Source organism: Pseudomonas sp. NPDC090752 (assembly GCF_055584805.1).
Window position 1 is genome coordinate 115,714 of the sequence record NZ_JBVJLI010000015.1, and the last position, 25,515, is coordinate 141,228.

The 25,515-nt window shown below is 63.2% G+C and carries 24 protein-coding genes; 15 read left to right on the plus strand and 9 right to left on the minus strand.

The genetic code is table 11. The annotated features are described in order from the left end of the window. Positions 1–52: 52 nt before the first annotated feature. Positions 53–1,456 carry a purine-cytosine permease family protein gene (locus tag ACZ6YA_RS19660; RefSeq protein WP_465898757.1) on the minus strand — a complete coding sequence of 468 codons (1,404 nt, stop codon included), beginning with the start codon at positions 1,454–1,456 and terminating at the stop codon, positions 53–55. 316 nt (positions 1,457–1,772) lie between these two features. On the opposite strand from ACZ6YA_RS19660, the gene ACZ6YA_RS19665 reads away from it, so the two are divergent. The 11 genes from ACZ6YA_RS19665 to ACZ6YA_RS19715 all read left to right on the plus strand — a co-directional run bounded on the left by ACZ6YA_RS19665 (position 1,773) and on the right by ACZ6YA_RS19715 (position 12,281). Continuing rightward, positions 1,773–2,258: a flavin reductase family protein gene (locus ACZ6YA_RS19665; RefSeq protein ID WP_465898758.1), complete on the plus strand. Its 486-nt coding sequence runs from the start codon at positions 1,773–1,775 to the stop codon at positions 2,256–2,258. 66 nt (positions 2,259–2,324) lie between these two features. Continuing rightward, positions 2,325–3,365 (plus strand): LLM class flavin-dependent oxidoreductase, encoded by a 1,041-nt coding sequence (locus ACZ6YA_RS19670; protein WP_465898759.1) that lies wholly within the window; start codon positions 2,325–2,327, stop codon positions 3,363–3,365. Between the two features lie 323 nt (positions 3,366–3,688). After that, on the plus strand, positions 3,689–4,285 hold the full coding sequence (locus ACZ6YA_RS19675; protein WP_003256068.1) for an amino acid synthesis family protein: 597 nt from the start codon (positions 3,689–3,691) through the stop codon (positions 4,283–4,285). A gap of 68 nt (positions 4,286–4,353) precedes the next feature. Further along, on the plus strand, positions 4,354–5,187 hold the full coding sequence (locus ACZ6YA_RS19680; RefSeq protein ID WP_465898760.1) for an alpha/beta fold hydrolase: 834 nt from the start codon (positions 4,354–4,356) through the stop codon (positions 5,185–5,187). Beyond that, on the plus strand, positions 5,184–6,665 hold the full coding sequence (locus ACZ6YA_RS19685; RefSeq protein ID WP_465898761.1) for an aldehyde dehydrogenase: 1,482 nt from the start codon (positions 5,184–5,186) through the stop codon (positions 6,663–6,665). The genes ACZ6YA_RS19680 and ACZ6YA_RS19685 overlap by 4 nt, the downstream gene beginning before the upstream one ends. A gap of 13 nt (positions 6,666–6,678) precedes the next feature. Continuing rightward, positions 6,679–7,164, plus strand: coding sequence for a flavin reductase family protein (locus tag ACZ6YA_RS19690; protein ID WP_465898762.1), 486 nt, complete (start codon positions 6,679–6,681; stop codon positions 7,162–7,164). Between the two features lie 185 nt (positions 7,165–7,349). Then, on the plus strand, positions 7,350–7,739 hold the full coding sequence (locus ACZ6YA_RS19695) for a carboxymuconolactone decarboxylase family protein (RefSeq protein ID WP_465898763.1): 390 nt from the start codon (positions 7,350–7,352) through the stop codon (positions 7,737–7,739). A gap of 88 nt (positions 7,740–7,827) precedes the next feature. Next, a complete protein-coding gene (locus ACZ6YA_RS19700; protein ID WP_167062359.1) occupies positions 7,828–8,580 on the plus strand; it encodes a GntR family transcriptional regulator in 753 nt (250 codons plus the stop codon). A 2-nt stretch (positions 8,581–8,582) separates the two neighbouring features. Then, the gene (locus ACZ6YA_RS19705) at positions 8,583–9,146 is read left to right on the plus strand and encodes an NUDIX hydrolase (protein ID WP_465898764.1); all 564 of its coding nucleotides are present in this window, start codon (positions 8,583–8,585) and stop codon (positions 9,144–9,146) included. A 150-nt stretch (positions 9,147–9,296) separates the two neighbouring features. Continuing rightward, on the plus strand, positions 9,297–9,923 hold the full coding sequence (locus ACZ6YA_RS19710; protein WP_465898765.1) for a hypothetical protein: 627 nt from the start codon (positions 9,297–9,299) through the stop codon (positions 9,921–9,923). Between the two features lie 162 nt (positions 9,924–10,085). Beyond that, positions 10,086–12,281, plus strand: a complete 2,196-nt coding sequence (locus ACZ6YA_RS19715) for a response regulator (protein WP_465898766.1) — start codon at positions 10,086–10,088, stop codon at positions 12,279–12,281. Here the strand turns inward: ACZ6YA_RS19715 and ACZ6YA_RS19720 are convergent. The 3 genes from ACZ6YA_RS19720 to ACZ6YA_RS19730 all read right to left on the minus strand — a co-directional run bounded on the left by ACZ6YA_RS19720 (position 12,278) and on the right by ACZ6YA_RS19730 (position 15,821). After that, on the minus strand, positions 12,278–14,425 hold the full coding sequence (locus tag ACZ6YA_RS19720) for a response regulator (protein ID WP_465898767.1): 2,148 nt from the start codon (positions 14,423–14,425) through the stop codon (positions 12,278–12,280). The genes ACZ6YA_RS19715 and ACZ6YA_RS19720 overlap by 4 nt on opposite strands. A gap of 87 nt (positions 14,426–14,512) precedes the next feature. Further along, positions 14,513–15,145, minus strand: a complete 633-nt coding sequence (locus ACZ6YA_RS19725; RefSeq protein ID WP_465898768.1) for a LysE family translocator — start codon at positions 15,143–15,145, stop codon at positions 14,513–14,515. 61 nt (positions 15,146–15,206) lie between these two features. Beyond that, positions 15,207–15,821, minus strand: a complete 615-nt coding sequence (locus ACZ6YA_RS19730; RefSeq protein ID WP_465898769.1) for a LysE family translocator — start codon at positions 15,819–15,821, stop codon at positions 15,207–15,209. Positions 15,822–15,931: 110 nt separating this feature from the next. Here ACZ6YA_RS19730 and ACZ6YA_RS19735 point away from each other — a divergent pair, with 110 nt between their 5' ends. Both ACZ6YA_RS19735 and ACZ6YA_RS19740 read left to right on the plus strand, forming a co-directional pair. Continuing rightward, positions 15,932–16,384: an Lrp/AsnC family transcriptional regulator gene (locus ACZ6YA_RS19735; protein WP_465898770.1), complete on the plus strand. Its 453-nt coding sequence runs from the start codon at positions 15,932–15,934 to the stop codon at positions 16,382–16,384. Positions 16,385–16,668: 284 nt separating this feature from the next. Next, entirely contained in the window at positions 16,669–18,081 is a 1,413-nt protein-coding gene (locus ACZ6YA_RS19740; protein ID WP_465898771.1) for a purine-cytosine permease family protein, read from the plus strand. Positions 18,082–18,214: 133 nt separating this feature from the next. Here ACZ6YA_RS19740 and ACZ6YA_RS19745 read toward each other — a convergent pair whose 3' ends face one another. The 4 genes from ACZ6YA_RS19745 to glnT form a co-directional block, all read right to left on the minus strand. Next, positions 18,215–19,540, minus strand: a complete 1,326-nt coding sequence (locus ACZ6YA_RS19745; protein WP_465898772.1) for an FMN-binding glutamate synthase family protein — start codon at positions 19,538–19,540, stop codon at positions 18,215–18,217. A gap of 15 nt (positions 19,541–19,555) precedes the next feature. After that, on the minus strand, positions 19,556–20,230 hold the full coding sequence (locus ACZ6YA_RS19750) for a protein glxC (RefSeq protein WP_465898773.1): 675 nt from the start codon (positions 20,228–20,230) through the stop codon (positions 19,556–19,558). A gap of 26 nt (positions 20,231–20,256) precedes the next feature. After that, positions 20,257–21,162, minus strand: a complete 906-nt coding sequence (locus ACZ6YA_RS19755; RefSeq protein WP_465898774.1) for a class II glutamine amidotransferase — start codon at positions 21,160–21,162, stop codon at positions 20,257–20,259. 63 nt (positions 21,163–21,225) lie between these two features. Then, positions 21,226–22,560 (minus strand): type III glutamate--ammonia ligase, encoded by a 1,335-nt coding sequence (gene glnT / locus ACZ6YA_RS19760; RefSeq protein WP_465898775.1) that lies wholly within the window; start codon positions 22,558–22,560, stop codon positions 21,226–21,228. A gap of 245 nt (positions 22,561–22,805) precedes the next feature. Here glnT and ACZ6YA_RS19765 point away from each other — a divergent pair, with 245 nt between their 5' ends. Continuing rightward, positions 22,806–23,399 carry a helix-turn-helix domain-containing protein gene (locus tag ACZ6YA_RS19765; RefSeq protein WP_465898776.1) on the plus strand — a complete coding sequence of 198 codons (594 nt, stop codon included), beginning with the start codon at positions 22,806–22,808 and terminating at the stop codon, positions 23,397–23,399. 293 nt (positions 23,400–23,692) lie between these two features. Beyond that, a complete protein-coding gene (locus ACZ6YA_RS19770) occupies positions 23,693–24,622 on the plus strand; it encodes a DMT family transporter (RefSeq protein ID WP_465898777.1) in 930 nt (309 codons plus the stop codon). A 117-nt stretch (positions 24,623–24,739) separates the two neighbouring features. Here the strand turns inward: ACZ6YA_RS19770 and ACZ6YA_RS19775 are convergent, their stop codons facing one another. After that, positions 24,740–25,444: an NUDIX hydrolase gene (locus tag ACZ6YA_RS19775; RefSeq protein WP_465898778.1), complete on the minus strand. Its 705-nt coding sequence runs from the start codon at positions 25,442–25,444 to the stop codon at positions 24,740–24,742. Between the last annotated feature and the right edge of the window lie 71 nt (positions 25,445–25,515).

Below are 25,515 nucleotides of genomic sequence, written 5' to 3' on the forward strand. Positions count from 1 at the left end.
GCTTGCCTGCGATGGGCTGCGAAGCAGCGCCAATAGCGACAACTCAACTCTATCAGTCGTTGACGCTAACAGCCCCCACAGCCTTCACGGCCTTGCCCCGTGTGGCCAGGCAATAGTACAGCGGCACCGTCACGATCAAACCAAACAGCCAGGACAGGTCCGCCCCTTCGACAATGTTCGAATACGGCCCCACATACAGCGCCGTATTGGCAAACGGCAGCTGCACCAGGATCCCGCAGGCATAGGCAATGATCGCGTGATGGTTGAAGCGCCCGTAGATCCCGCCATCGGCACGGAAGATCGAGGCAATGTCGTACTGGCCCTTCTTGATCAGGTAGAAGTCGATCAGGTTGATCGAAGCCCATGGCACCAGCACCAGCAGCAGCGCCAGGATCAGCCCGATGAACTGGCCGATGAAGTCCGCCGAAGCGTTCAGCGCAACCAGGCCGCACGCCACCAGAATCACCGCAGCCAGTATCACCCGTACCTTGATGCTGGGCGTCCACTGCGCGGCGAAGGTCTGGATCGCGGTGACGATCGACAGCACCGCGCCGTACAGGTTAAGGGCGTTGTGGCTGATGATGTTGAGCAGGAACAGCACCATGAGAATCGGGCCCAGCCAACCGGTGGCCTGCTTGACCGCGTCCATCGCATCAGTGCCTTGCGGCACGCACAGCACCGCCACCGCACCAAAGCTGAAGCACAGGATGGTGCCCAGGGTGGCGCCGAAGTAGGTCGCCCAGAACGGCTTGGCAATCCCCACTTCCTTAGGCAGATAGCGCGAGTAGTCGGAGGTGTACGGCGAGAAGCTGATCTGCCAGATGGTGCCCAGCGATACCGTGGCAATGAAGCCTGACAGGTTGAACGCACCACGGCTGAAGAAGTCGCCCGGCAGGTCCTGGATGAACATCATGATGAAACCGGCCAGCAGCGCCGACCCCATCACCCAGGTACCAATGCGGTTGAGGATATGGATGAAGCGGTAGCCAATCACACCAATGGCCGTCGCGCTCAGGGCACCGATCACGATCGCCCCCGACATCGGCACGCTCGGGGCAATGCCGTGGATGGTCTTGCCCGCCAGAACGATGTTGGAAATGAAGAAACCGACATAGATCAGCGCGGTGAAGAACACGATCAGCAAGGCGCCGTAACGGCCGAACTGGCCGCGGCTCTGCACCATCTGCGGAATGCCCAGCTGCGGTCCCTGCGCAGAGGCCAGGGCGATAACCACGCCCCCGATCAGGTGGCCCAGCACGATGGCGATCAGCCCCCACAACAGGTTCAGATGGAACACCTGGACCACCATGGCGCCGGTAACGATGGGCAGTGGCGCGATGTTGGTGCTGAACCAGAGGGTGAACAGATCGCGCGCCTTCCCATGGCGCTCGGCAGGTGGAACGTAATCGACCGTGTGATTCTCGACAAACTGGTGTTGCGATGACGGTTGGGACATGGTTTTCAGCTCGAAAGGTCGTTTTTATCTTTGTAAGGAAACCGCGTCTAGGCGGCCTCTCAGCTGCGGACCATATTATGGTATTCCAAGCTTTTGACAACACTGCTTCGGCTTAAAAAACTGTAACTGATCCGGTTCAGCAACCGCAGCCAAGGCGCTACAGTTTGTTGGAGCCCACTATTCATGCGGCTTTGCGCCACTCATCGTGATTCTGCTGCGTTGAGAAATTCCGCTTGCAAATCGAGTATTACGGTATACCATCAGACACATCAACGATAAAAAGCGGTCCACCGCTGCCCCCTTCGAGGTACACGCCATGATCGACGCAACCGTCTACAAGAACGTCCTGGGCTCCTTCCCGTCCGGCGTCACCGTCATCACCACTCTGGACGACGACGGCTCGATCGTCGGCCTCACCGCCAGCGCCTTCTCTTCCCTGTCGATGGACCCGCCGCTGGTGCTGTTCTGCCCCAACTACAGCTCCGACTCCTACCCTGTACTGATCAAGAACAAGCGCTTTGCCATTCACTTGCTCTCCGGTGAACAGCAGGCCGAAGCCTACGCCTTCGCCAAAAAGGGCAAGGACAAGGCCGCTGGCATCGAGTGGACCCTGAGCGCGCTGGGCAACCCTATCCTGGCCGGCGCCACCGCCGTGATCGAGTGCGAGCTGTGGCGCGAATACGAAGGCGGCGACCACGCCATCATGGTGGGCAAGGTGCACAACCTGATCGTCCCCGAGCAAGCCCCACGGCCGATGGTGTACTGCCGCGGCAAGATGGCCAGCCTGCCCGCCTTCGCCTGAAGCGCCTAGCCTTATTAATGACGCCTGGCGCGCCAGGCGAGACTTTCAAGCTCCGAGGAATGCCACATGAAATTTTCGTTGTTCGTGCACATGGAACGTTGGGATGAACAGGTCAGCCACCGCCAGCTGTTCGAAGACCTGACCGAACTGACCCTGATGGCCGAGCACGGCGGTTTCAGCACCGTGTGGATCGGCGAACACCACGCCATGGAATACACCATCTCGCCAAGCCCCATGCCGCTGCTGGCCTACCTCGCCGCGCGTACCGAGAAGATCCGCCTGGGCGCCGGCACCATCATTGCGCCGTTCTGGAACCCGATCCGCGTGGCCGGCGAATGCGCCTTGCTCGACGTGATCAGCAACGGCCGCATGGAAGTGGGCCTGGCCCGTGGCGCCTACCAGTTCGAATTCGACCGTATGGCCAATGGCATGCCGGCCACCGACGGTGGTAAGGCCCTGCGTGAAATGGTCCCGGTGGTGCGCAAGCTGTGGGAAGGCGACTACGCCCATGAAGGCGAGGTCTACAAATTCCCTACTTCCACCAGCGTTCCGAAGCCGTTCAACGCCACGCCGCCGATGTGGATCGCCGCCCGTGACCCGGACTCGCACAACTTCGCCGTGGCCAACGGCTGCAACGTGATGGTCACCCCGCTGATGAAGGGCGACGAGGAAGTGCTGGACCTGAAGAACAAGTTCCAGGCCGCCTGCGACAACAACCCGGACGTGCCGCGCCCGCAACTGATGGTGCTGCGCCACACCCACGTGCACAGCCCGTCCGAACCCGAGGGTTGGAAGGTCGGCGCCCAGGCCATCTCGCGCTTCTACCGCACCTTCGATGCCTGGTTCGGCAACAAGACCGTGCCAGTCAATGGCTTCCTGGAGCCGAGCCCGGAGTCCAAGTTCGCCGAAGTGCCGGCGTTCCAGTTGGAGAACATCCGCAAGAACACCATGATCGGCACCCCGGAAGAAATCATCGCGCGCATCAAGTATTACCAGGAACTCGGTGTCGACGAGTTCAGCTTCTGGTGCGACAACAGCCTGCCACACGCCGAGAAGAAGAAGTCGCTCGAGTTGTTCATCAAGGAAGTGGTACCGGCGTTCGCCTGAATTCCCATTACCTGAAGTAGTTGCGGGATCAGCCCGCTCCCGGCGGCCGTCATGGCCCTCGCGAGCGGGCATTTTTTTGGATTCGCGCTGACCTCTTCGCGGGCAAGCCCGCTCTCACAGGTACGCCACCGCTCTTGGGTTCAGTGGTGAACCTGTAGGAGCGGACTTGCCCGCGAAGAGGCCATTACAGACAGCAACAAAAACCCAGGTACAGCCAACCTTTCGTCCCCCGCCAAGAGATTTTTCCCGCACCCTCTTGCACAACAAATATTATGGTATACCATCAGACAACAAGAGCTGATAACCCTCACCAGGAGCCACCCATGAGTTTCGAAATCCGCAAGATCGTCACCTACTCCGAAGAGACCCGCATCGAAGGCGGCAAGGCCACCGACAAGCCGGTGACCATGGTCGGCCTGGCCGTGGTCATCAAGAACCCATGGGCCGGTCGCGGTTTCGTTGAAGATCTGAAGCCTGAAATCCGTGCCAACTGCTCCGAGCTGGGTGCGCTGATGGTCGAACGCCTGACCGCCGCCATCGGCGGTGCCGACAAGATCGAAGCCTACGGGAAAGCCGCCGTGGTCGGCGCCGACGGTGAAATCGAACACGCCTCGGCGGTCATCCACACCCTGCGCTTCGGCAACCACTACCGCGAAGCCGTGCAGGCCAAGAGCTACCTGAGCTTCACCAACAAGCGCGGCGGCCCGGGCACCTCGATCCAGATCCCAATGATGCAGAAGGACGACGAAGGCCTGCGTTCGCACTACATCACCCTGGAAATGCAGATCGAAGACGCCCCGCGTGCCGACGAAATCGTCGTGGTCTTGGGCGCCGCCGACGGTGGCCGCCTGCACCCGCGCATCGGCAACCGCTACATCGACCTGGAAGAACTGGCTGCCGAAAAAGCCAACGCTCAATAACAACAACCAAGACGGGCCTGGGCGTGGCGTGAATACCCGCCGCGCCCGACCTTCAAGGAGCGCCCTCCATGATTCAGCCTGTCGCTGAACGTACACCGGCCGGCACCAGTTACCTGGTCCAAGGCCAGGGCCAACCCGTGGTGCTGATCCACGGCGTGGGCCTGAACAAGGAAATGTGGGGCGGGCAGTTCGTGGGCCTTGCCAACGACTACCGCGTCATCGCCTACGATATGCTCGGCCACGGCCAGAGTGCACTGCCTGCCGCCGAAACCGGCCTGGAAGGCTACGCCGCGCAGCTGGCCGAGCTGCTCGACCACCTGCAGATTACCCAAGCGACCGTGATCGGTTTCTCCATGGGTGGCCTGGTCGCGCGCGCCTTCGCGCTCAACTACCCGCAGCGCCTGTCTGCGTTGGTAGTGCTCAACAGCGTGTTCAATCGCACCCCGGAGCAGAGCGCCGGCGTCATCGCCCGCGCCGCCCAGGCTGCCGAACAGGGCCCCGACGCCAACGTCGATGCCGCCCTCGACCGCTGGTTCAGCCGTGAATACAAGGCCGCCAACCCGGCGCAGGTCGCGGCGATTCGCCAGGTGCTGGCGAGCAACGACCCGCAGGGCTACCACACCACGTATTCGCTGTTTGCAACCCAGGACATGTACCGCGCCAGCGACCTGTGCAGTATCCAGGTGCCGACCCTGATCGCCACCGGCGAGCTCGACTCAGGTTCCACCCCGGCCATGACCCGCCAGCTCGCAGCCAGCATCCCCGGCGCGCAGAGCGTGGTCCTCGCCGAGCAACGGCATATGATGCCGGTGGAAGCCCCGCGCGAAGTCAACAAGATGCTGCTGGACTTCCTCAAGCACGCCCGCACCCTCACCGAATCCGCCAAGGGGATTGTTGCATGACCCTCGTTCGTTTCCAGATGTGCATCGACGGCCAATGGCTCGATGCCCAGAGCGGCAAGACCTTCGACAGCCTCAACCCGGCCACGGCCCAGGCCTGGGCGCAACTGCCCGACGCCGACGAGGCCGATGTGGAACTGGCCGTGCAGGCCGCCCAGCGCGCTTTCGACAGCAAGGCCTGGCGCAGCATCACCGCCACCGCGCGGGGCAAACTGCTGCGTCGCCTGGGCGATTTGATCACCGAAAACAAAGAGCACCTGGCCCAGCTGGAAAGCCGTGACAACGGCAAGTTGATCCGCGAAACCCGCGGCCAGGTCGGTTACCTGCCGGAGTTCTTCCACTACACCGCGGGCCTGGCCGACAAGCTCGAAGGCGGCACCCTGCCGCTGGACAAGCCGGACCTGTTCGCCTACACCGTGCACGAGCCAATCGGCGTGGTGGCCGGGATCATCCCGTGGAACAGCCCGCTGTACCTGACCGCGATCAAGCTGGCCCCAGCCCTGGCCGCTGGCAACACCATCGTGCTCAAGCCGTCCGAGCACGCCTCGGCGACCATCCTCGAACTGGCCCGCCTGGCCCTGGAAGCCGGCTTCCCGCCGGGCGTGGTCAACGTGGTCACCGGCTACGGCCCAAGCACCGGCGCGGCGCTGACCCGCCACCCGCTGGTGCGCAAGATCGCCTTCACCGGCGGCGCCGCCACTGCTCGTCACGTTGTACGCAGCAGCGCCGAGAACTTCGCCAAGCTGTCGCTGGAGCTGGGCGGCAAGTCACCCAACATCATCTTCGCCGACGCCGACCTGGACAGCGCCATCAACGGCGCCGTGGCCGGTATCTATGCGGCTTCCGGGCAGAGCTGCGTGGCCGGATCGCGGCTGTTGGTGCAGGACGAGGTCTTCGACGAATTCGTCGCCCGCCTGGTCGAGCGCGCCAAGCGTATCAAGATTGGCAACCCGCAAGACGACGCCAGCGAAATGGGCCCGATGGCCACCGCCCAGCAACTGGCTGTGGTCGAAGGGCTGGTCGCCGCCGCCAAGGCCGAAGGGGCCAAGCTGCACCTGGGCGGCAAGCGCGCCGAGGTCGAGGGTGACGGCTGGTTCTACGAGCCGACCCTGTTCGAGTGCGACAGCAACTCGATGACCATCATGCAGGAAGAAGTGTTCGGCCCGGTCGCTGCGGTGATCCGCTTCAAGACCGAGGAAGAGGCCCTGGCGATTGCCAACGACTCGCAGTTCGGCCTGGCCGCCGGCATCTGGACCCGCGATCTGGGACGTGCCCACCGCCTGGCCCGCGACGTGCGCTCGGGGATCATCTGGGTCAACACCTACCGCGCAGTGTCGGCCATGGCGCCGATCGGCGGCTTCAAGAACAGCGGCTACGGCCGTGAAAGCGGCATCGATTCGGTGCTCGCCTATACCGAGCTGAAGACCGTGTGGATCAACCTGTCCACCGCGCCGATGCCCGACCCGTTTGTGATGCGTTGAGAGGTAGCACGAGATGATCGAACCAGGCATCTACAAAGACGTGATGGGCTCCTTTCCGTCCGGGGTCACGGTGGTCACCACCCTGGACGCCGACGGCGGCATAGTCGGTATCACCGCCAGCGCGTTCAGCGCGCTGTCGATCGATCCGGCGCTGGTGCTGTTCTGCCCCAACTACGCCTCCGACACCTACCCGATCCTGCGTGACAGCAAGCAGTTCGCGATCCACCTGCTGTCCGCCGACCAGACCGCCGAAGCCTATGCCTTCGCCGGCAAGGGCAAGGAAAAGGCCAAGGGCATCGAGTGGCACCTGAGCGAGCTGGGCAACCCGTTGCTGGCCAAGGCCACCGCGATCATCGAGTGCGAACTGTGGCGCGAGTACGACGGTGGTGATCACGCGATCATCGTCGGCGCGGTGAAGAACCTGGTGCTGCCGGCCGACCCCGCCACGCCGATGGTCTACCACAAAGGCAAGCTGGGCGCCCTGCCGCCGCTTGGCTGACACCGTGCGGGCCTTTTCGGGGGCAAGCCCGCGCCCACAGGTACTGCAAAGCTCTCGAGAACTGTGCAGTACCTGTGGGAGCGGGCTTGTCCCGCGAAGAAGCCACCACCGATCCCCCTGTTTTTAGGGGCCGCGCGACCCTCTCACCCTCGGTTGCGGCCCCTGTTTTGATTCGGAGCTAGGCAATGAGCAACGAAAAGTACGAGAAAGGCCTGCAGATCCGCACCCAGGTGCTGGGCGAAGAGTATGTGAACCGCTCGATCCAGAACGCCGACGCGTTCACCCAGCCGTTGCAGGAGCTGGTGACCGAGTATTGCTGGGGCCACGTCTGGGGCCGTGATGGCTTGTCGCTGAAAGAGCGCAGCATGATAAACTTGGCCATGATTTCCGCGCTCAACCGGCCCCACGAGCTCAAGCTGCACATTCGCGGCGCATTGCGTAATGGCCTGAGCCGTGAACAGATTCGCGAGATCCTGCTCCAGGTCGGCATTTATTGCGGCGTGCCCGCGGCGGTGGACAGTTTCCGCCTGGCCCGCGAGGCGTTCGCCGAAGCCGATGCGGAGTCAACCCGTTAACAACGGGCTGTTCGAACCACTGCAAGGAGTGCCTCGGTTCAGGGGGCTCCGCGATGTTGGCGCAACAGCCTCATAAAGAGCGCACCTGATGAAACGCCAGCCACTCGACGACAGCTTCAAGGTCAACCGCAACCCCGTTACCCTGCGTGAAATCGTGCTCGACAAGCTGCGCGGCGCGATCATGAACTTCCACCTGCTCCCGGGCGACCGCCTGGTCGAGCGCGACCTCTGCGACCGCCTCGGCGTCAGCCGCACCTCGGTGCGCGAAGCGTTGCGCCACCTGGAGTCCGAAGGCCTGGTTGAATTCGCCGACGCCAAGGGCCCACGCGTGGCCATCATCACCCTGGAAGACGCCCGGGACATCTACGAACTGCGCTGCGTGCTCGAAGGCCTGATCGTGCAGCTGTTCACCCTCAATGCCAAGGCCAAGGACATCCGTGCCCTGGAGCGGGCGCTGGAGGTCAACCGCGAAGCGCTGGAGGAAGGCGAACTGCAACAGGTGCTGGATTCGGTGCAAGGTTTCTACGACGTGCTCCTGGAAGGCTCCGGCAACCAGGTCGCCGCCCAGCAGCTACGCCAGCTGCAGGCCCGCATCAGCTACCTGCGCGCCACTTCGGTGTCGCAGGAAAACCGCCGTGGCGCCAGCAACCGTGAAATGGAAAAAATCGTCGAGGCGATCAAAGGCGGCGACCCGTTGGTGGCCCACCAGGCCTCGGTCGACCACGTCCGTGCCGCCGCCAAGGTGGCTCTGGACTACCTGCGCCAGAAGCAGGACGACAACACCAAGGTGCGCGACATCGTCGAGCCCCTGGCCCTGAAGGAACCTCGCATAGGCCGCTGACCATGCCCAACGCCCCGCGCTACTGCCCGCACTGCACAACGGAGCTCGCCCGGGGCGTTCCCACTGGCGACACCCACGAACGCCTGCACTGCACCGGTTGCGGCTACATCCACTACATCAATCCGAAGATCATCGCCGGCTGCATCATCGAGCGCGATGGCAAGTACCTGCTATGCCAGCGTGCAATACCGCCGCGCCCAGGCACCTGGACCTTGCCGGCCGGCTTCATGGAGGCCGGCGAAACCACCGAGCAGGCGGCGCTGCGCGAGGTGTGGGAAGAAAGCGGCGTGCGCGGCGAAATCGTTTCACCCTACTCCATTTTCAGCGTGGCCAAGATCAGCGAGGTGTACATCATCTTCCGCGCCATCGCTATCGAAGAAACAGGGCAATACGGGCCGGAAACACTGGATTACAAGTTCTTCACACCGGATGAGATTCCCTGGGAAGAAATCTACTACCCGGCGATTCGACAGATTCTCGAACGCTACATTCTGGAGCGGCAAGCCGGAGTGTATGGGATCTACATGGGAAATGACGATACCGGCAAGGTGCACTTCATTCGCTGAGATGCCGCGGCAGGTTAGCAGCGCCTGGTGGCTCCCACGATTCGTGCTGATTCATCCGGTAACCTTGCCAGATTCTCCCCCAGTGGCAGGCTGATAACGTCCTATCGATCGCGGGCAAAACGAGGCCCGCACGTGATGGAGGTGAGTCAGATGCGTCATTGGTTGCCGGTCTTCGTACTGCTGGCAGTATTGCTAGGGCTCTGGACTGCCTGGTTGCCCGGTCGGGTTTTCCTTTCGACTGAACTCACAAACAATACGTCTCGTGCACCCTGGATCAGCGAGCGGTGGACAGCCAACATCGCCGTCGACTCGCTGGCGGAAGATACCGGGCAACTGGACCTGCGGCTTGCCGAATCAGAGCGCCTGATCGCGCACAAGCTACGCGCACATCGCCAGCCTGACGGCACGCTGACGTGGACAGGTGTGCTAAGCGTCGAAGGCAAACCTCTTGCCAGTACGCAAACGCTGGAAGCAGCAATGAACACGGTCATGTTGATCCGTTCGAACGGACAAATGACCGGCACGTTGCGCTGGAACCAGCAGCTCTATCAACTCAAACCTGCTGGAGACGAGCATGTTCTGGTTAAAGTGGTAGAAGACACGCTTGCCCCAGACCACGGTCCAAAACCGCCCCCTGACTTCTTCAGCAGTCAGGAATCCGTGGCAGGCCAGCCAGCGGCGCAAGGCCAGGTAACCGAACAACCGTCAGCCTCCCCAAATAGCCTATGGCGTGCCGATGGGCGATGCCGAAAGCGCCGACAATCGCCGTCTGCTTGAAGAAAACAAATGGATCATGGCTGGCTTTCGCTAACCCTCCGATACCTTTCTTTCGCTGAGCCTGGGCCGGCCCTTTCCGTGGCACAGGCGAAACAATTTCCTCGCCAATTCACCATTCTCAGTGCACCCTTATCCTCCCCGGCTTAAGGATCGGCAAAGCACATGGCAAAGTGGCTAGACGGCGGCGGTCTCATGGCCGAGCGCATCCGCCAGCATGACTGGAGCAACACCTCGCTTGGCCCGCTTGAGGTCTGGCCGGGCCCACTCAAGACCACGGTCGCCCTGTGCCTGGCCTCGCGCTTTCCGCAAGCAGTGCTCTGGGGCGGGGAGCTGATCACCCTTTACAACGACGCCTTCGCCCCGATCCTGGGCAGCAAACCGCTGGCTCTGGGCCGCCCGTTCAGCGAGGTGTGGAAGGAGGCCTGGGGCGACATCAGCGCCATGGCCGACCGTGCAATGGCCGGCGAAGCGGTGTATATCGAAGACTTCCCGCTGATCATCGACCGCAATGGCGGCCCCGAGCGCGCCTATTTCACGTTCTGCTACAGTCCGATCCGTGGCGAGGACGGCAGCGTGCTAGGCATGCTCGATACGGTGACCGAGACCACTACCAGCGTGGTCAACAGCCAACGCCTGAACTTCCTCGACAACTTGGGCCGCGAGGTGGCCAACGCCACCGATCCGGAACGGATCATGGCAATTACCACGCACATGTTGGTGGAGCATCTGCAATTGTCCAGCTGCGCCTATGCGGTAATGGACGCCGACCAAGATGGCTTCAATATCTGTGGCGACGCCGTCGCGAAAGGTTCCCCGCGGCTGATCGGACAGTACCGCCTGGCCGACTTCGGCCGCCTGGCGGTCAGCCATCTGCGGGCGGGTGAGGCGCTGGTGATCAATGACAACCTCGTTGAGCTGGCAGCCGAGGAAGCCGCCACATTCCAGGCCATCGGCATTACTGCGACGATCTGCATGCCACTGATCAAGGACGGCCGCCTGACCGCGTTGATGGCGATCCACGACAAGGTACCGCGCGTCTGGACCGGTTACGAGCTGCGCTTGATCAGCGAAGTCACCGAACGTTGCTGGTCGCATATCCAGCGGGTCCAGGCCCACGCTGAAGTGCGCGAGGCGATGTCCGCGCTGGAGGCGCTCAATGCCACCTTGGAGCATCGTGTCGAAGAACGCACCACTCAGTTGCTGCACACCGAGGCCGTGTTGCGGCAAACGCAGAAGCTCGAAGCCATCGGCCAACTTACCGGCGGCGTTGCCCACGACTTCAACAACTTGCTGACCATCATCCGCTCGTCGCTGCACTTTCTGCAGCGCCCCAACCTCGATGAATCCCGCCGCGAGCGTTACCTGAAGACCATGGCCGACACCGTCGACCGCGGTGCCAAGTTGACCGGCCAACTGCTCGCCTTCGCCCGTCGGCAGGCCTTGAGCCCGCAAGTATTCGAGGCCGGGCCACGCCTGCAGGCCATGGCTGACATGATCGATACGGCCACCGGGGCGCGTATTCGAGTGGCACTGGAGTTGCCAGAAGCCCCTTGCTATATCCGCGCCGACCTCAGCCAGCTGGAGACCGCGGTGATCAACCTGATGCTCAACGGCCGCGATGCCATGGCCGGCGAAGGCACCTTGTGCCTGCGCCTGCAAGGCGACCAGCATATGCCCGGTTTGCGCGGGCAGCCCGCGCAAACCGGGCCGTTCGCGGCCATATCGGTGATGGACAGTGGCGCCGGCATCGCCGCCGAGTTGCTCGATCGCATCTTCGACCCGTTCTTCACCACCAAAGCGCCCGGTGAAGGGACCGGCCTTGGCCTGTCCCAGGTGTTTGGTTTTGCCATACAATCCGGCGGCGATGTCGAGGTGGCCAGCGTCGAGGGCCAGGGCACGACTTTTACCCTTTACCTGCCTCAAGAGGCGCGACCCACCGAACAAGCCGATACGCCCGTGCTCCTCAGCCAGCCCGAGGTGAGCGGTGAGCGACGGCGGATACTGGTGGTTGAAGATAACCCCGACCTCGGCATATTCACCGCGCAAATTCTTGAGGATCACGGCTACCAGATCAGTTGGGCAAAATCGGCGGAAGACGCCTTGGCACAGTTGGCCGGCGAGGCTGGAGATTTCGATGCCGTTTTTTCCGACGTCGTCATGCCCGGCATGGGCGGCCTGGCGCTGGCCCGTGAGCTGCGGCGCCAGTGCCCGCAACTGCCGGTGATCTTGACCTCAGGCTATAGCGACGCAATTGCCGATGGCGGGCACCAGGGGTTCCCATTCCTGGCCAAGCCGTACTCTGCCGAGCAGGTGTGCCAGATGCTTGGCAAGGTCCTGGGGGGCCTTACCAGCCGTTAGCGCTGCCGTGCCAGCAAGCTCGCCACACTCTGCGCCAGCTCGGCGCGCCGGTAGGGTTTGCGCAATACCTCGAAGCCCTTGAGCTCCCGGGGTGTCAGGTTGGCGTAGCCAGTGATGATCAACACCGGCAGGTCAGCCTGACGCTCGCGCATAAGCTGGGCAAAACGAACGCCGGTCATCTCCGCCATGACGTGGTCGGTCACCAGTACGTCCGGCAGCCAGCCCTGCTCCACTCGCTGCAACGCTTCAGCGGCGCTGGCGGCTTCGGTCACGTCGTAACCCAGATCGCGCAGTTGTAGAGCCGTTGCATGGCGCACGATGGCTTCGTCATCCACCAGCAATACCCGGCTGACACCGTCGGCCAGCGGCGCATCGACCATCTGGCAGTCTCGGCAGACCGCCGCGACATCGCTGACCGGCAGCCACAATGTGGCGACGGTCCCCTCCCCCTGGTGCGAACTGATCTCGAAACCACCACCCGACTGCATGGCCAGGCCCTGCACCATTGGCAAACCGAGGCCGGTGCCTTTGCCCACGCCCTTGGTGGAGTAGAACGGCTCGATGCAGCGACGCAGCTGCTCCTCGCTCATGCCGCTTCCACTGTCGCTTACCTGCAGCCAGACCATCCGCCCCGCAGCCATCCCTGCTGGCCTCTGAGGGCCGCTGTCATCGAGACCGGCAACGATGCTCAAGGCACCGCCGTCGACCATCGCATCGCGAGCATTGACCACAAGGTTGAGCACCGCCAGCTCCAGTTGGTGCGGATCGACCACCACTGCAGGCAATGTCGGGGCGATCCGCACCTGCACGGCGAGCGTCGGACCGAGAGAGCGCGCCATCAACTCGCGCATGTCTTCCACCAACGCAGCTAACGACACGGCTTGGGGCTTCAGGGTCTGGCGGCGGGCGAAACTGAGCAAGCGCCCGACCAGATTACGCGCCCGTTCGGCCGCCTGCAGGCCCCCGTCGATCAGGCGCGGAGCTCGCTCGGACTGGGGGTGTCGGCGCATCAGCTCGAACGAAGCGATGATCGGCGTGAGCATGTTGTTGAGGTCATGGGCAATGCCTCCGGTCAACTGCCCGATCATCTCCAGTTTGTGCGCTTCGTGCAGTTGCAGCGTCGCCGCCTCACGCTCAGCCAATGCGGCCGCCACGCGCCCCTCCAGGCTTTCGTTGAGCAGGTGCAAGGCACGCTCCGCGCGGGCATGGGTAATGGCGGCCCACGCTTGCTTGGCAACGTCTTCCACCAGCGTACGAGTGTCTTCGACGCACGGATACGGGTTGTGAAAGTGAACGACGAGCATGGCTTCCAGTCGGCCTGCACGCAGCACCGGCATATGCAGCGTGGTGCGCAGACCGCTGTCAAAAGGCTGTTCTACCACCTGGCCCGCCACCAGCTGCTCGCGCAGGGAGGCGCCGTAAGTGGCATAGCGGTGCAGGCCAACCATCGAAGGCACGCGCTCGGCCCACTCGCACGCCACCCTGAAGCCCGCTCCGTCGCCCTGGTCTTCACCGAAATAGACCTGCGCCGCGCCAAGGTGCTGGGCCAGCCGACACACCGCGTAGGCCTCGATGCGTTCTGCCTCCCCCAACCCTGGCAAGGTCCGGCCCAGCTCCAGCAGAAACGCCTGACGTTGCTGGAAGCGCACTCGCTCAGTGGTTTCGGTGACCAGGCACAAAACCCCACCGACACTGCCATCAGCTTCGCGCACGGCGGAATAGGACACGTCGAAGTACACGGTTTCGCCGACGCCGCGGCGTTCTATGTAGAACGGGCGATCCTTGGCCGAGAACGTCTGGCCAGTATCACGCACGCCTCGCAGCAGGGGTTCGAGGTCGTCCCACAGCTCACGCCAGTTTTCCTTGCCGGGCCGGCCCAGGGCCTGAGGATGCTTGGTGCCGATGGTCGGCGCATAGGCGTCGTTATAAAGCGCCACATAGTCCGCCCCCCAGAACAGCACGAACTGGGCCTGGGCCGGCAGCAAAGTGCTCATCACCGCCTGCAAGTGCGGCGACCAGGCGGCGGGCGGGCCGAGCGGCGAATCGCGCCAGTCCATCGATTGCAGCAGGCTGCCGATGGCGCCACCGTTGAGCAGACAATGCAGTGGCGGATTCTGGGTTTCGGGTTGCTGAAACACGTTCATGTCTGGGAAGTCCCGGCCACATTGCCATCCATCTGAGGATAGGAGATGTGCAATCAACGGTTCGTTCCACAGGATTTCAACGACCGATCAACGGCGTCCTTCGGCCAGCATGCGCAGGGCCAGGCCGGCCAGCACGGTACCCATCAGCCAGCGTTGAACCTGCTGCCACACAGGCCGCCCGGCGAGGAACACGGCAATGGAACCGGCCATCACTGCGATCAACGCATTGACCGTGACACTGATCGCGATCTGCGTCGAACCCAGCACCAGCGACTGGGTCAGCACGCTGCCGTGGCTTGGCACGATGAACTGCGGCATCAGCGACAGGTACATGACGGCGATCTTGGGGTTGAGCAGGCTGGTGGCCAGGCCCATGCCGAACAGCCGCCGCGGGCTGTCCGCTGGCAGGTCGCGCACCTGGAACGGTGAGCGCCCGCCGGGGCGCAGGGCTTGCCAGGCCAGGTACAGGAGGTACAGCGCACCGCCAACGCGCAGTGCGTCGTAGGCGAACGGCACCGCCATCATCAGCGCGGTGATACCCAGCGCGGCACTGCACATGTAGATGACAAAACCCAGGGCCACACCGCCGAGCGATATCATCCCGGCCTGACGCCCCTGGCAGATCGAGCGGGAGATCAGGTAGATCATGTTCGGGCCGGGGGTCAGGACCATGCCCAGGCAGATCAGGGCGAAGGTCAGCAGCTGGGCGGTTTCGGGCATGAGGCAAGTCGCTGTCAGGGGATCAGGAACGCCAAGTGTATCCGCGAATGCGCCTGAAGGCTCAGCCTAGCTGGCCGACGATCAATACCCCTGCCACCAGGATCATCGCCAGCCCCGACACCCGCCCGACCACCTTCGCCGCCCCCGGCCGGGTACTCAATACCGCTTTGGCGCCATAGCCCACCAGCGAATAGACCAGCAGTGAACTGCACAGGTGCACCAGCCCCAGCAGCAGGATCTGCAGCGGCACCGGCCAGCTCGACTGCGGGTCGGTGAATTGCGGCAGCAAAGCCAGGAACAGCAAGAACACCTTGGGGTTGAGCCCACTCACGCAGAAGCCCTTGAATGCCCAGCGCGAGCCACTATCGCCCACACCGCCCTGCCCGGCTTCCGGCACCGCCGGGCTGAGCAGCAGGTTGCCGCCCAGCCACAACAGGTAAATACAGCCCGCCAGTGTCAGCAGCAACAACGCCAGCGGGTGCCCGGCCAGCAGGCTGCCCACCCCTGCCGCCACCACCAGGGTGGCCAGGAAATGCCCGGACAACATGCCCGCCACCGCCGGCATTACCCAACGCCCTCGCATGCCAGCCGAGATGGCGTAGGCCCAGTCGGCACCGGGAGTGATCACGAACAGCAACGACACGGCCCAGAACGCCGTCAGCACACTGATTGCCACTTGAGTCTTCCTTCACACGATTTCGGGATGAAGAAAGCGTACGGATTCCAATGAGGGATTATCTTTCGTATATTTCCTTGAAAACCTTAATTGCTGGAATATTCTTCTCAGTGGACAGAACAGACCGCAAGATCCTTGCCGAGCTGCAAAAAGACGGTCGCCTTTCGGTCACCGAGCTCGCCGACCGCGTGGGCCTCAGCCTGTCGCCCTGCCATCGGCGGCTCAAGGCGCTGGAAGAGACTGGCGCCATCCTCGGCTACCACGCGCGCCTGGCGCCTGCGGCGTTGGGGCTGAACTTCGCCGCGCTGGTGTTCGTCACCCTGCGTGAAGTCACCCGCCAGCCGGTGGCGGATTTCGAGGCGGCGCTCGGCGAAATACCACAGATCGTCGAAGCGCAGCGGCTGTTCGGCGACCCGGATTACCTGCTGCATGTGGTGGCGAAGGATCTGCCAGCGTTCCAGAAGCTGTATGACGAGCAGCTGACCAGCATTCCCAATGTGAAGCGCTTGAGTTCGACCCTGGCCATGAAGGAGGTCATCCAGGACCGAATGTTGCCCATGTAGCCTGCACTTCAATCGCGCACCCCGCACCATCACGACACACCCGTTCGGCCGGGTACCCGCTCGCACACGCCAAGTCCGGGCCTTGCAGCCCGGTGGCCCGCTCCTTGCTACCACTCGTCCCTTAACCTTTTGTCAGCCTTAGGTTTTTTAAGGTTTATGGGCACATATTTACTAATTTCTCGTTCCCCCCGCACCCTCCATCATCGCTCCAACAAGAACGCGTTGCCCTTCGCCGGCACGCACCCGGGCAGCACCCGATGCCCCACCTTGCCTTGGAGTCAGTCATGACCAGTGCAGCCAATTCGGCACCCCTCATAGAAAAACACACGATCGGCTACGTGCCCCCGCAAGACCGCCATGGAAAGGTTAGGGATCTGTTCACCCTGTGGTTCGGCGGCAACATCGCGCCGCTGCCCATCGTTACCGGCGCGCTGGGCGTGCAGCTGTTTCACCTGAACCTGCTATGGGGCATCGTCGCCATCCTGGTCGGCCACCTGGTCGGCGGCGTATTGATGGCGCTGCACTCGGCGCAGGGCCCGCAAATGGGCATCCCGCAGATGATCCAGAGCCGCGCCCAGTTCGGCTCGCTCGGGGCATTGCTGGTGGTAGTGATCGCGGGCGTCATGTACATCGGCTTCTTCGCCTCCAACATCGTCCTGGCCGGCAAGTCGCTGCATGGTGTGGTCGACGCCGTGCCAGTACCGGTCGGTATCGTTGTCGGCGCACTGGGTTCGGGGATCATCGGCATCATCGGCTACCGCTTCATTCACGTGCTCAACCGCATCGGCACCTGGGTATTGGGCATCGGCATCGTGGTCGGCTTCGGCTACATCTTCAGCCATGTGCAGAGCGACGACTTCCTGACCCGGGGCAGCTTCAACCTGGCCGGCTGGCTGGCCACGGTGTCGCTGGCGGCGCTGTGGCAGATTGCTTTCGCCCCCTACGTGTCGGACTACTCGCGCTACCTGCCGGCTGACGTGAAAGTCAGCTCGACCTTCTGGACCACCTACCTCGGGTCTGCCCTGGGTTCGAGCCTGTCGTTCATCTTCGGCGCCGTGGCGGTGCTGGCGATCCCGGTCGGCATGGACACCATGGACGCGGTCAAGCTGGCCACCGGTACCCTCGGCCCGGTCATGCTGGTGCTGTTCCTGCTCAGCGTGATCAGCCACAACGCCCTCAACCTGTATGGCGCGGTGCTGTCGATCATCACCCTGATTCAGACCTTCGCCTACCGCTGGATCCCCACCGCCAAGAGCCGCGCAGTACTGTCGCTGATCGTGCTGGCGGGCTGCAGCGTGGTGGCGGTGTTCGCCTCGGCAGACTTCATCGGCCACTTCGTCGACATGGTCCTGGTGCTGCTGGTGGTATTGGTGCCGTGGACAGCGATCAACCTGATCGACTTCTACGTGATCCATAAAGGTGACTACGACATCCAGTCGATCTTCAAGGTCGATGGCGGGATCTACGGGCGTTACAACCCACAGGCGCTGATTGCTTACGCGGTAGGGATCGTGGTGCAGATCCCGTTCATGAACACGCCGCTGTATGTTGGGCCGATCTCCGAGCACATCAACGGGGCTGACCTGTCGTGGTTGGTGGGGTTGTTGATCACTTCGCCGCTGTACTGGTGGCTGGCTAGCCGTGACAGTGCCTATCGTCGTCGGCAGAGCAGTGCCAAGCTGGCGGCTGCCGCTTAAAACGCCAGGGCTGCTTTGCAGCCCTTCGCGGGCAAGCCCGCTCCCCCAGGTTCAGCGGTGGCTATGAAACTGCACCGTACTTGTGGGAGCGGGCTTGCCCGCGAAGGGCCGCAAAGCGGCCCCAATTGATGAATCAGTACTGGGTTTGGCCCGGCACCCAGGCGGTCCCAGCCAATGGCACCCTGGCCATCGCAGCCGCCTCCACAGTCAGCGCCACCAGGTCCTCGGGATCGAGGTTATGCAGGTGCGACTTGCCGCAAGCCCGGGCCATGGTCTGCGCCTCCAGCACCAGTACCCGCAGATAGTTGGCCAGGCGACGACCCGCTTCTTCGGGGTTCAGGCGCTTGGCCAACTCCGGGTCCTGGGTGGTGATGCCGGCCGGGTCGCGGCCGTTTTGCCAGTCGTCGTAGAAGCCCGCCGCCGAGCCGATCTTCTTCAGCTCGCTGTCCAGGCGCGGGTGGTTGTCGCCCAGGGCGATCAGCGCGGCGGTGCCGATGGCCACGGCATCAGCCCCCAGGGCCATGGCCTTGGCCACATCGGCGCCATTGCGGATACCGCCCGAGACGATCAACTGCACGTTGCGGTGCATGCCCATCTCCTGCAGCGCCTGCACGGCCTGCGGGATGGCGGGCAAGATCGGGATGCCGACATGTTCGATGAACACTTCCTGAGTCGCCGCAGTACCGCCCTGCATGCCGTCGAGCACGATCACGTCGGCGCCGGCCTTGACCGCCAGCTTGACGTCGTAATAAGGCCGGCTTGCGCCGATTTTTACGTAGATAGGTTTTTCCCAGTCGGTGATCTCACGTAGCTCGGCAATCTTGATAGCCAAGTCGTCAGGGCCGGTCCAGTCCGGGTGGCGACAGGCACTGCGCTGGTCGACGCCGATCGGCAAGGTACGCATGCCGGCGACGCGTTCGGTGACCTTCATACCCAGCAACATGCCGCCGCCGCCCGGCTTGGCACCCTGGCCGAGGACGATCTCGATGGCATCGGCCTTGCGCAGGTCGTCGGGGTTCATGCCGTAGCGTGACGGCAGGTACTGGTAGACCAGATGCTGGGACTGGCCGCGCTCCTCCGGGGTCATGCCGCCGTCACCCGTGGTGGTGCTGGTGCCAGCGATGGTCGCGCCACGGCCCAGGGCTTCCTTGGCATTGGCCGACAGTGCACCGAAGCTCATGCCAGCGATGGTCACCGGGATTTTCAGGTGGATCGGCTTCTTGGCAAAGCGGGTGCCGAGCACCACGTCGGTGCCGCACTTTTCACGGTAGCCTTCCAGCGGGTAGCGCGACACGCTGGCGCCGAGCAGCAGCAGGTCGTCGAAGTGCGGCACGCGGCGCTTGGTGCCGCCGCCGCGGATGTCGTAGATACCGGTTTCGGCAGCGCGCTGGATTTCCTGGATGGTCAGGCGATCGAAGGTGGCTGACTCACGCAGTACTGGGGGAAATTGTTCGCTCATGGGGTTGCTCCTGGATCAGTACGCGCTGGCGTTGTCGACTTTGAAGTTGTACAGCTGGCGGGCCGAGCCGTAGCGTTTGAAATCAGCAGCCTTGTGCGCAAGGCCCGCCTCGTTCAACAACGCTTGCAGCTCTTGCAGGTGTTCGGCGCGCATTTCTTTTTCGATGCAGTCCGAGCCCAGCGACTGCACCGTACCTTTGACGTAGATGCGCACCTCGTACAGCGAATCGCCCAGCGCATCCCCGGCATCACCGCACACCACCAGGCGCCCGGCCTGGCCCATGAAGCAGCTCATGTGGCCGATGCTGCCGCCGACCACGATGTCCACGCCCTTCATCGATATACCGCAGCGCGCGCCGGCATCGCCCTCGATCACCAGCATTCCGCCATGGGCGGTGGCACCGGCAGCCTGGGATGCGCTGCCCTTGACCCGGACAACGCCGGACATCATGTTTTCGCCCACGCCCACGCCGACGTTGCCGTGCACGGTGACGCTGGCCTGCTGATTCATGCCGGCGCAGTAGTAGCCGGCGTGGCCGGCGATATCCACCGATACCGCCTGGTCGATGCCCACGGCCAGGTTGTGCTTGCCGTCAGGGTGGGTTACACGCCATTCGCGGTCCTGCACATCGCCATGCAGGGCCTGGTTGAGTTCGCGCACCGAGGCGCTGGAAAGGTCGATCGTTTTCATGAAGGTCTCCAGTGATCCGATGGGGGTCAGGCGCTTTCGCGCTCCCAGACGTACAAGGTGGCCGGTGCCGGTTCCCAGACCTTGGCCTTGTCGATGCCCGGCAGGCTGGCCAGGGCTTGGTACTCGGAGGCCATGGCAACGTAATCCTCGGTTTCGGCGAGCACCGCCGGCTTGCAGGCGATCGGGTCGCGGATCACGGCAAAGCCGTTGCGGGTACCGATGGCGAAGGTGAAGAAGCCATCCAGGTCCTGCAGCGCACCATCCAAAGCCTGAGCCAGGCTGTCGCCCTGCTGCAGGCGCCAGGTCAGGTAGCCGGCCGCCACCTCGGTGTCGTTGTCGGTTTCGAAGCTGATGCCTTCGCGCTTGAGTGCCTGACGCAGGCGGAAGTGGTTGGACAGTGAGCCGTTGTGCACCAGGCACAGGTCGGCGCCGGTGGAGAATGGGTGGCTGCCTTCCAGGGTCACAGCGCTCTCAGTGGCCATGCGGGTATGACCGATGATGTGGCTGCCCTTCATGCCAGCCAGGCCAAAACGGCTGGAGATTTCGGCCGGCAGGCCCATACCCTTGAGAATTTCAATGCTCTGCCCGGCACTCATGATGCGCACGCCTGGCGCCACTTCGTTTACAGCGGCCCGCGCAGCAGCTTCGCTGGTGTTGACCTTGAGCACGGCAGCGCTGGCGTTCTGGAACCAGTCCAGCGAACAGCCCAAGCGCCCTTCCAACTGGCCCATCAGCTCGGCCCAGGGGTAATTGATATCAGTGGCCTGCAGGGTCAGCTTGACCCAGCCATCAGCCACTTCGTCACCATAGATGGCGAAGCCGGCGCTGTCCGGGCCGCGGTCGGTCATGGCTTCGAGCATGGGCTCGAACAGCTTGCCGAGCTGGGCCTCCAGCTCCGGTTTCTTCAGGTATAGACCTACGATTCCACACATGTGATGCTCCTTACTAGGCAGTGGGCGACCGTTGTCGTGCGGGCCGCCCAGGGGATGGGGCGGTCAGAAAAATTCGGTGTAGCGCTGGATTTCCCAGTCGGAAACATGGCGGCAGTACTCCACCCACTCCATGCGCTTGAGCTTGATGAACTCGTCGACGATCTCGGCGCCGAGTACCTCGCGAAACAGCGGGTCGGCTTCCAGCGCATCTGCGGCTTCCTTCAGCGACTGCGGCAAGGTCTTGATACCGCGTGCGGCGATGTCTTCCAGGCTCAGGTTGTAGAGGTTCTCGTTGCACATCTCGCCAGGGTCCAATTGGCGGTCGATGCCATCGAGGCCGGCGGCGATGATCGCAGCGGTGACCAGGTACGGGTTGCAGCCGGCATCCGGCAGGCGGAACTCCAGGCGGCCGTAGGGGATGCGCACCATCGCCGAGCGATTGTTGGCGCCGTAGGCGACGAAGGCCGGTGCCCAGGTGGCGCCGGACAGCGAGCGGCCGACCACCAGGCGTTTGTACGAGTTGACCGTCGGTGCGGCGAATGCACACAACGCCGGGCCGTGGGCCAACAAGCCTGCGGCAAAGTGGTAAGCCAACTTGGACAGCCCCATGCCGCTGCTGTCGGCGGGGTCGTGGAACAGGTTCTTGTCTGTGCTGCTGGCCAGCGACAGGTGGAAGTGCATGCCATTGCCGGCGCGCTTGGGGTCGGGCTTGGGCATGAACGAGCAGATCATGCCCAGGTCGTTGGCGATCTCACCGGCGGCCATGCGGAAGAAGGTGAAGCGGTCAGCGGACTGCATGGCGTCGCTGTAGGTGTAGTTGATCTCGAACTGGCCGTTGGCGTCCTCATGGTCGATCTGATAGATGTCGAAGCCAACCGGCTGCAGGGCTTCGGTCAGGCGTTCGAGGAACAACCGCGAGCGTGACAAGCCTTTGTAGTCGTAGCACGGTTTGTCGAGGTTGTCGGAGGCGTCCACCAGTTGCAGCTTGCCCTGTTCGTCACGGCGGAACAGGCTGAACTCGGGCTCAAGGCCGGTATTCAGGGTCCAGCCCTTGTCGGCCAGGCGCTGCACTTGCTGTTGCAGCACGTAACGGCTGTCGTAAGGCCAGGGCTGGCCGTTGACATGGCCGACACACACCACGCGCCCGTAGCCGGGCTGCCAAGGCACCGGGATCAAGGTAGCCAGGTCGCCACGGGCCATGAAGTCCGGGCCGTGCGGCTCCATGCCCATGCCGCAGATGGCGAAGCCGGCGAACCCGGCACCCTCCTCGGCCACCATCTTCAGGCCCGAGACCGGCACCGATTTGGTTTTCGCCGAGCCATGGATATCGACGAACTGCGCCAGCACGTACTTGATGGCGTGCTGGTCGAGGGTGCGCTGGGTTTCTGCTGGCAACATGGGTTGAACACTCCTAGTTGAGGGGCACTAATTCCACACGGGAAAATTACTTTCCTACCAGGAATGCAATGCGCTTGCCAACACTCGCCAGCGTTGGCCCATTACGGCTAAAGCCGCTCCCACAGGGGCGTGGAGATATGGGAAACTTGTTTTCACCTGAGGAAAGAAGCAGCCATCGCAGCTGCCTTTCGCACTTTCCCAGTGCGAAATCTTTATTCTTGAACTGAAACCGTGCAGGACATTCGATGCCAACCGAAACCGAACCTCGCCTTCGCCTGGAGCAATACCTGGGTATGCAGATCAAGCGCCAGCGCCAGGCGCAGTCCCTGAAACTCGCCGATGTCGCGCGCATCGCCGGTATCAGCCAGGGCATGCTGAGCAAGATCGAGAACGCTCAGGTGTCCACCAGCCTCGACACCCTCAGCCGCCTGTGCGACGTGCTGGGCATGCCCATGGCCAAGCTGTTCAGCCAATATGACCAGCCCGACGGCAATGCGCTGCTGGTCAAGGCCGGCGAAGGGCTGGAAGTGGTGCGCCGCGGCACCGACAAAGGCCATACCTATCACTTGCTCAATCACGCCAGGGGGCCGAAGAAGCATTTCGAGGCGTACATGGTGAGCATGGACGACGCCAGCGAGGAGTTTCCGACCTTCGCCCACCCGGGCACGGAGTTCCTGCATTTGCTGGAGGGGGAACTGGTGTACCGCCATGGCAACCAGCTCTACCGCATGCAGGCCGGCGACAGCTTGACCTTCGATGGCGAAACTCCGCACGGCCCGGAACAGCTGGTACAGGTGCCGATCCGCCTGCTGTCGATCATGAACTACGGAGACGAGTAAGACGGCGCAACGCGGCAATTCACGATGTCGCGATCAGACAAGCACACGTCGCCCGTGATCGGCTTCTTTATGCTGTATACAGAAAGAATACACCCATCGACCAGCCCCGCGCCGTGGGCTGGTGGACGCGGTATTTGCGAGTAAGCAGCCTCGCTTCACAATTCCAACGCTGTGGCGCCTTTTTGCACCGGGCAGTTCGTCCGGGCTCATAACGATAAAACTCCCAGTATTAAAGACCCGCGTCGCGCAGCCGGGAGTGTATGCGCGCGCCACATTGTGAAGACTTGACTGCCATGATCGCGACTTCAATCCCCGTAGCCGGTGCTGCCACCGGCCACCGTAACGCCCTGCTCGTTGCCCACATCGCCGCGGTGCTGTTCGGCCTGACCGGCATCCTCGGCCACCTGATCGAGGCCGACGCCAGCATCATCACCTTCGGCCGCGCCACCTTCGCCTTCATTGCCCTGGGCTTCGTCGCCGGGCTCAAGGGCACCCGCCTGCTTGATGCACTGACCCTGCGCAACCTGCCGATCCTCGGCCTGACCGGCGCCCTGTTGGCCACCCACTGGGTGACCTTCTTCATTGCCGTCAAGGTGGGTGGCGTGGCTGTAGCCACCCTGGGCTTCGCCAGCTTCCCGGCCTTTATCGCGATGATCGAACGCGGCGTGTTCGGCCAACGCATCGGCGCCGTGCAAGGCTTGCTGTTGCTGATGGTGACGGCCGGCTTGGTCATGGTGGTGCCGTCCTTCGACCTGCTCGACAGCGGCACCATCGGCCTGCTCTGGGGCCTGGGTTCGGGCCTCGCGTTCGCTGTGCTGACCGTGGCCAACCGCCGCAATGCATCGAGCATGAACGCCATGCAGGTGGCCTTTTGGCAGAACGTGGTGGTGGCCGCACTGGTCGCGCCGTTCGCCTTCACCCACTTGGCCAGCACCAGCCTGAGCGGCAACGACTGGGTCAACCTGGCGCTGCTGGGCGTGTTCTGCACCGGGCTGTCGCAGTTCCTCTTCGTCAAGAGCCTGGAGGGCCTTGAGGCCCGCACGGCTGGCATGATCATCGCGCTGGAGCCGGTGTACGCGATTCTCGGCGCCTGGTGGCTGTTCGGCGAGCAACCGAGCCTGCGCATGGCGGTAGGTGCCGGGCTGATCGTGCTGGCGACGATCCTGGCGGCAGCACGCAAGGCGCCGGCCGAGCAAGGTGATACCAGCCGCTGCGCGCATTGATTTGCGCGCTTCATGGCTGCACTGGAGGAGCGGCTTCAGCCGCGAACACCGGCGAAGCCGGTGCCATCCACCGCGTCGCTTGCTTCGCGGCCAAGCCCGCTCCCACAGGGAAGGTGTTCAGCCACCCTCAGGCAACAGGCTGCGGTCGAACATGAACGGCCGCTCCCCCTGCGGGGTGTATTGATACAACTGCTGCGGCCGACCCAGCCGCGGCTGATTCTTCTCCCCGGTATCCCTCACCCACCCCAGCTCACGCAGGCGCTCCAGCCGCTTGCGCAGCGAGGTGTTGTTCACCGCCTGCCCCAGGCACGCCTGCACCGCCCCCAACGCATCCAGCACCGTGAACTTCTCACCGAGCAGGTTCAACGGCAGGCTGCTGTATACCGTCTTGCTGGCCAGCCGCTCACGCGCGCGCTCCACCAGCAGGTTGTGATCGAACGGCAGCAGCATCTTGCGGCCCAACACACTGTTCAGGTCGAAAAACGCCAACTGGTCGCCCTCGACCTGTTGCTGCGGGTCGAGCAAGGCCAGATAGTAGGTGCTCAATGACCAGCCGCGTGGGTCACGGAAGGCATTGCCTTCGGTGCCCACTTGCTCCAGGTAACGCGGCAGCACCTCTGCCTTTTCAGTCAAGGCGCGCTCGGCGGCAGCCTCCAGGCTTGTATCCGCGGTGCGGCCATTGACGATCACGCCGGGCAGCGCCCATTGGGCGGCGTGCGGCTCACGTTCGCGGCGGTGCAACAACACTTGCAGATGCTGGGCTTCGGGAGCCAGGCGCAAGGCGACGATATCGACGCTGGCCAGGACTTCGGCTGTATTCACCACATGGCTCCAATAGTCGATTACGCAATATTCCACCAGAGCAGCTAAGTAACCGCAAGCGTAAAAACCAA

Coding starts and splice junctions, on each gene's coding strand:
- ACZ6YA_RS19660 (WP_465898757.1), bottom strand. CDS start 1,456: ATGTCCCAACCGTCATCGCAACACCAGTTTGTCGAGAATCACACGGTC.
- ACZ6YA_RS19665 (WP_465898758.1), top strand. CDS start 1,773: ATGATCGACGCAACCGTCTACAAGAACGTCCTGGGCTCCTTCCCGTCC.
- ACZ6YA_RS19670 (WP_465898759.1), top strand. CDS start 2,325: ATGAAATTTTCGTTGTTCGTGCACATGGAACGTTGGGATGAACAGGTC.
- ACZ6YA_RS19675 (WP_003256068.1), top strand. CDS start 3,689: ATGAGTTTCGAAATCCGCAAGATCGTCACCTACTCCGAAGAGACCCGC.
- ACZ6YA_RS19680 (WP_465898760.1), top strand. CDS start 4,354: ATGATTCAGCCTGTCGCTGAACGTACACCGGCCGGCACCAGTTACCTG.
- ACZ6YA_RS19685 (WP_465898761.1), top strand. CDS start 5,184: ATGACCCTCGTTCGTTTCCAGATGTGCATCGACGGCCAATGGCTCGAT.
- ACZ6YA_RS19690 (WP_465898762.1), top strand. CDS start 6,679: ATGATCGAACCAGGCATCTACAAAGACGTGATGGGCTCCTTTCCGTCC.
- ACZ6YA_RS19695 (WP_465898763.1), top strand. CDS start 7,350: ATGAGCAACGAAAAGTACGAGAAAGGCCTGCAGATCCGCACCCAGGTG.
- ACZ6YA_RS19700 (WP_167062359.1), top strand. CDS start 7,828: ATGAAACGCCAGCCACTCGACGACAGCTTCAAGGTCAACCGCAACCCC.
- ACZ6YA_RS19705 (WP_465898764.1), top strand. CDS start 8,583: ATGCCCAACGCCCCGCGCTACTGCCCGCACTGCACAACGGAGCTCGCC.
- ACZ6YA_RS19710 (WP_465898765.1), top strand. CDS start 9,297: ATGCGTCATTGGTTGCCGGTCTTCGTACTGCTGGCAGTATTGCTAGGG.
- ACZ6YA_RS19715 (WP_465898766.1), top strand. CDS start 10,086: ATGGCAAAGTGGCTAGACGGCGGCGGTCTCATGGCCGAGCGCATCCGC.
- ACZ6YA_RS19720 (WP_465898767.1), bottom strand. CDS start 14,425: ATGAACGTGTTTCAGCAACCCGAAACCCAGAATCCGCCACTGCATTGT.
- ACZ6YA_RS19725 (WP_465898768.1), bottom strand. CDS start 15,145: ATGCCCGAAACCGCCCAGCTGCTGACCTTCGCCCTGATCTGCCTGGGC.
- ACZ6YA_RS19740 (WP_465898771.1), top strand. CDS start 16,669: ATGACCAGTGCAGCCAATTCGGCACCCCTCATAGAAAAACACACGATC.
- ACZ6YA_RS19745 (WP_465898772.1), bottom strand. CDS start 19,540: ATGAGCGAACAATTTCCCCCAGTACTGCGTGAGTCAGCCACCTTCGAT.
- ACZ6YA_RS19750 (WP_465898773.1), bottom strand. CDS start 20,230: ATGAAAACGATCGACCTTTCCAGCGCCTCGGTGCGCGAACTCAACCAG.
- ACZ6YA_RS19755 (WP_465898774.1), bottom strand. CDS start 21,162: ATGTGTGGAATCGTAGGTCTATACCTGAAGAAACCGGAGCTGGAGGCC.
- glnT (WP_465898775.1), bottom strand. CDS start 22,560: ATGTTGCCAGCAGAAACCCAGCGCACCCTCGACCAGCACGCCATCAAG.
- ACZ6YA_RS19765 (WP_465898776.1), top strand. CDS start 22,806: ATGCCAACCGAAACCGAACCTCGCCTTCGCCTGGAGCAATACCTGGGT.
- ACZ6YA_RS19770 (WP_465898777.1), top strand. CDS start 23,693: ATGATCGCGACTTCAATCCCCGTAGCCGGTGCTGCCACCGGCCACCGT.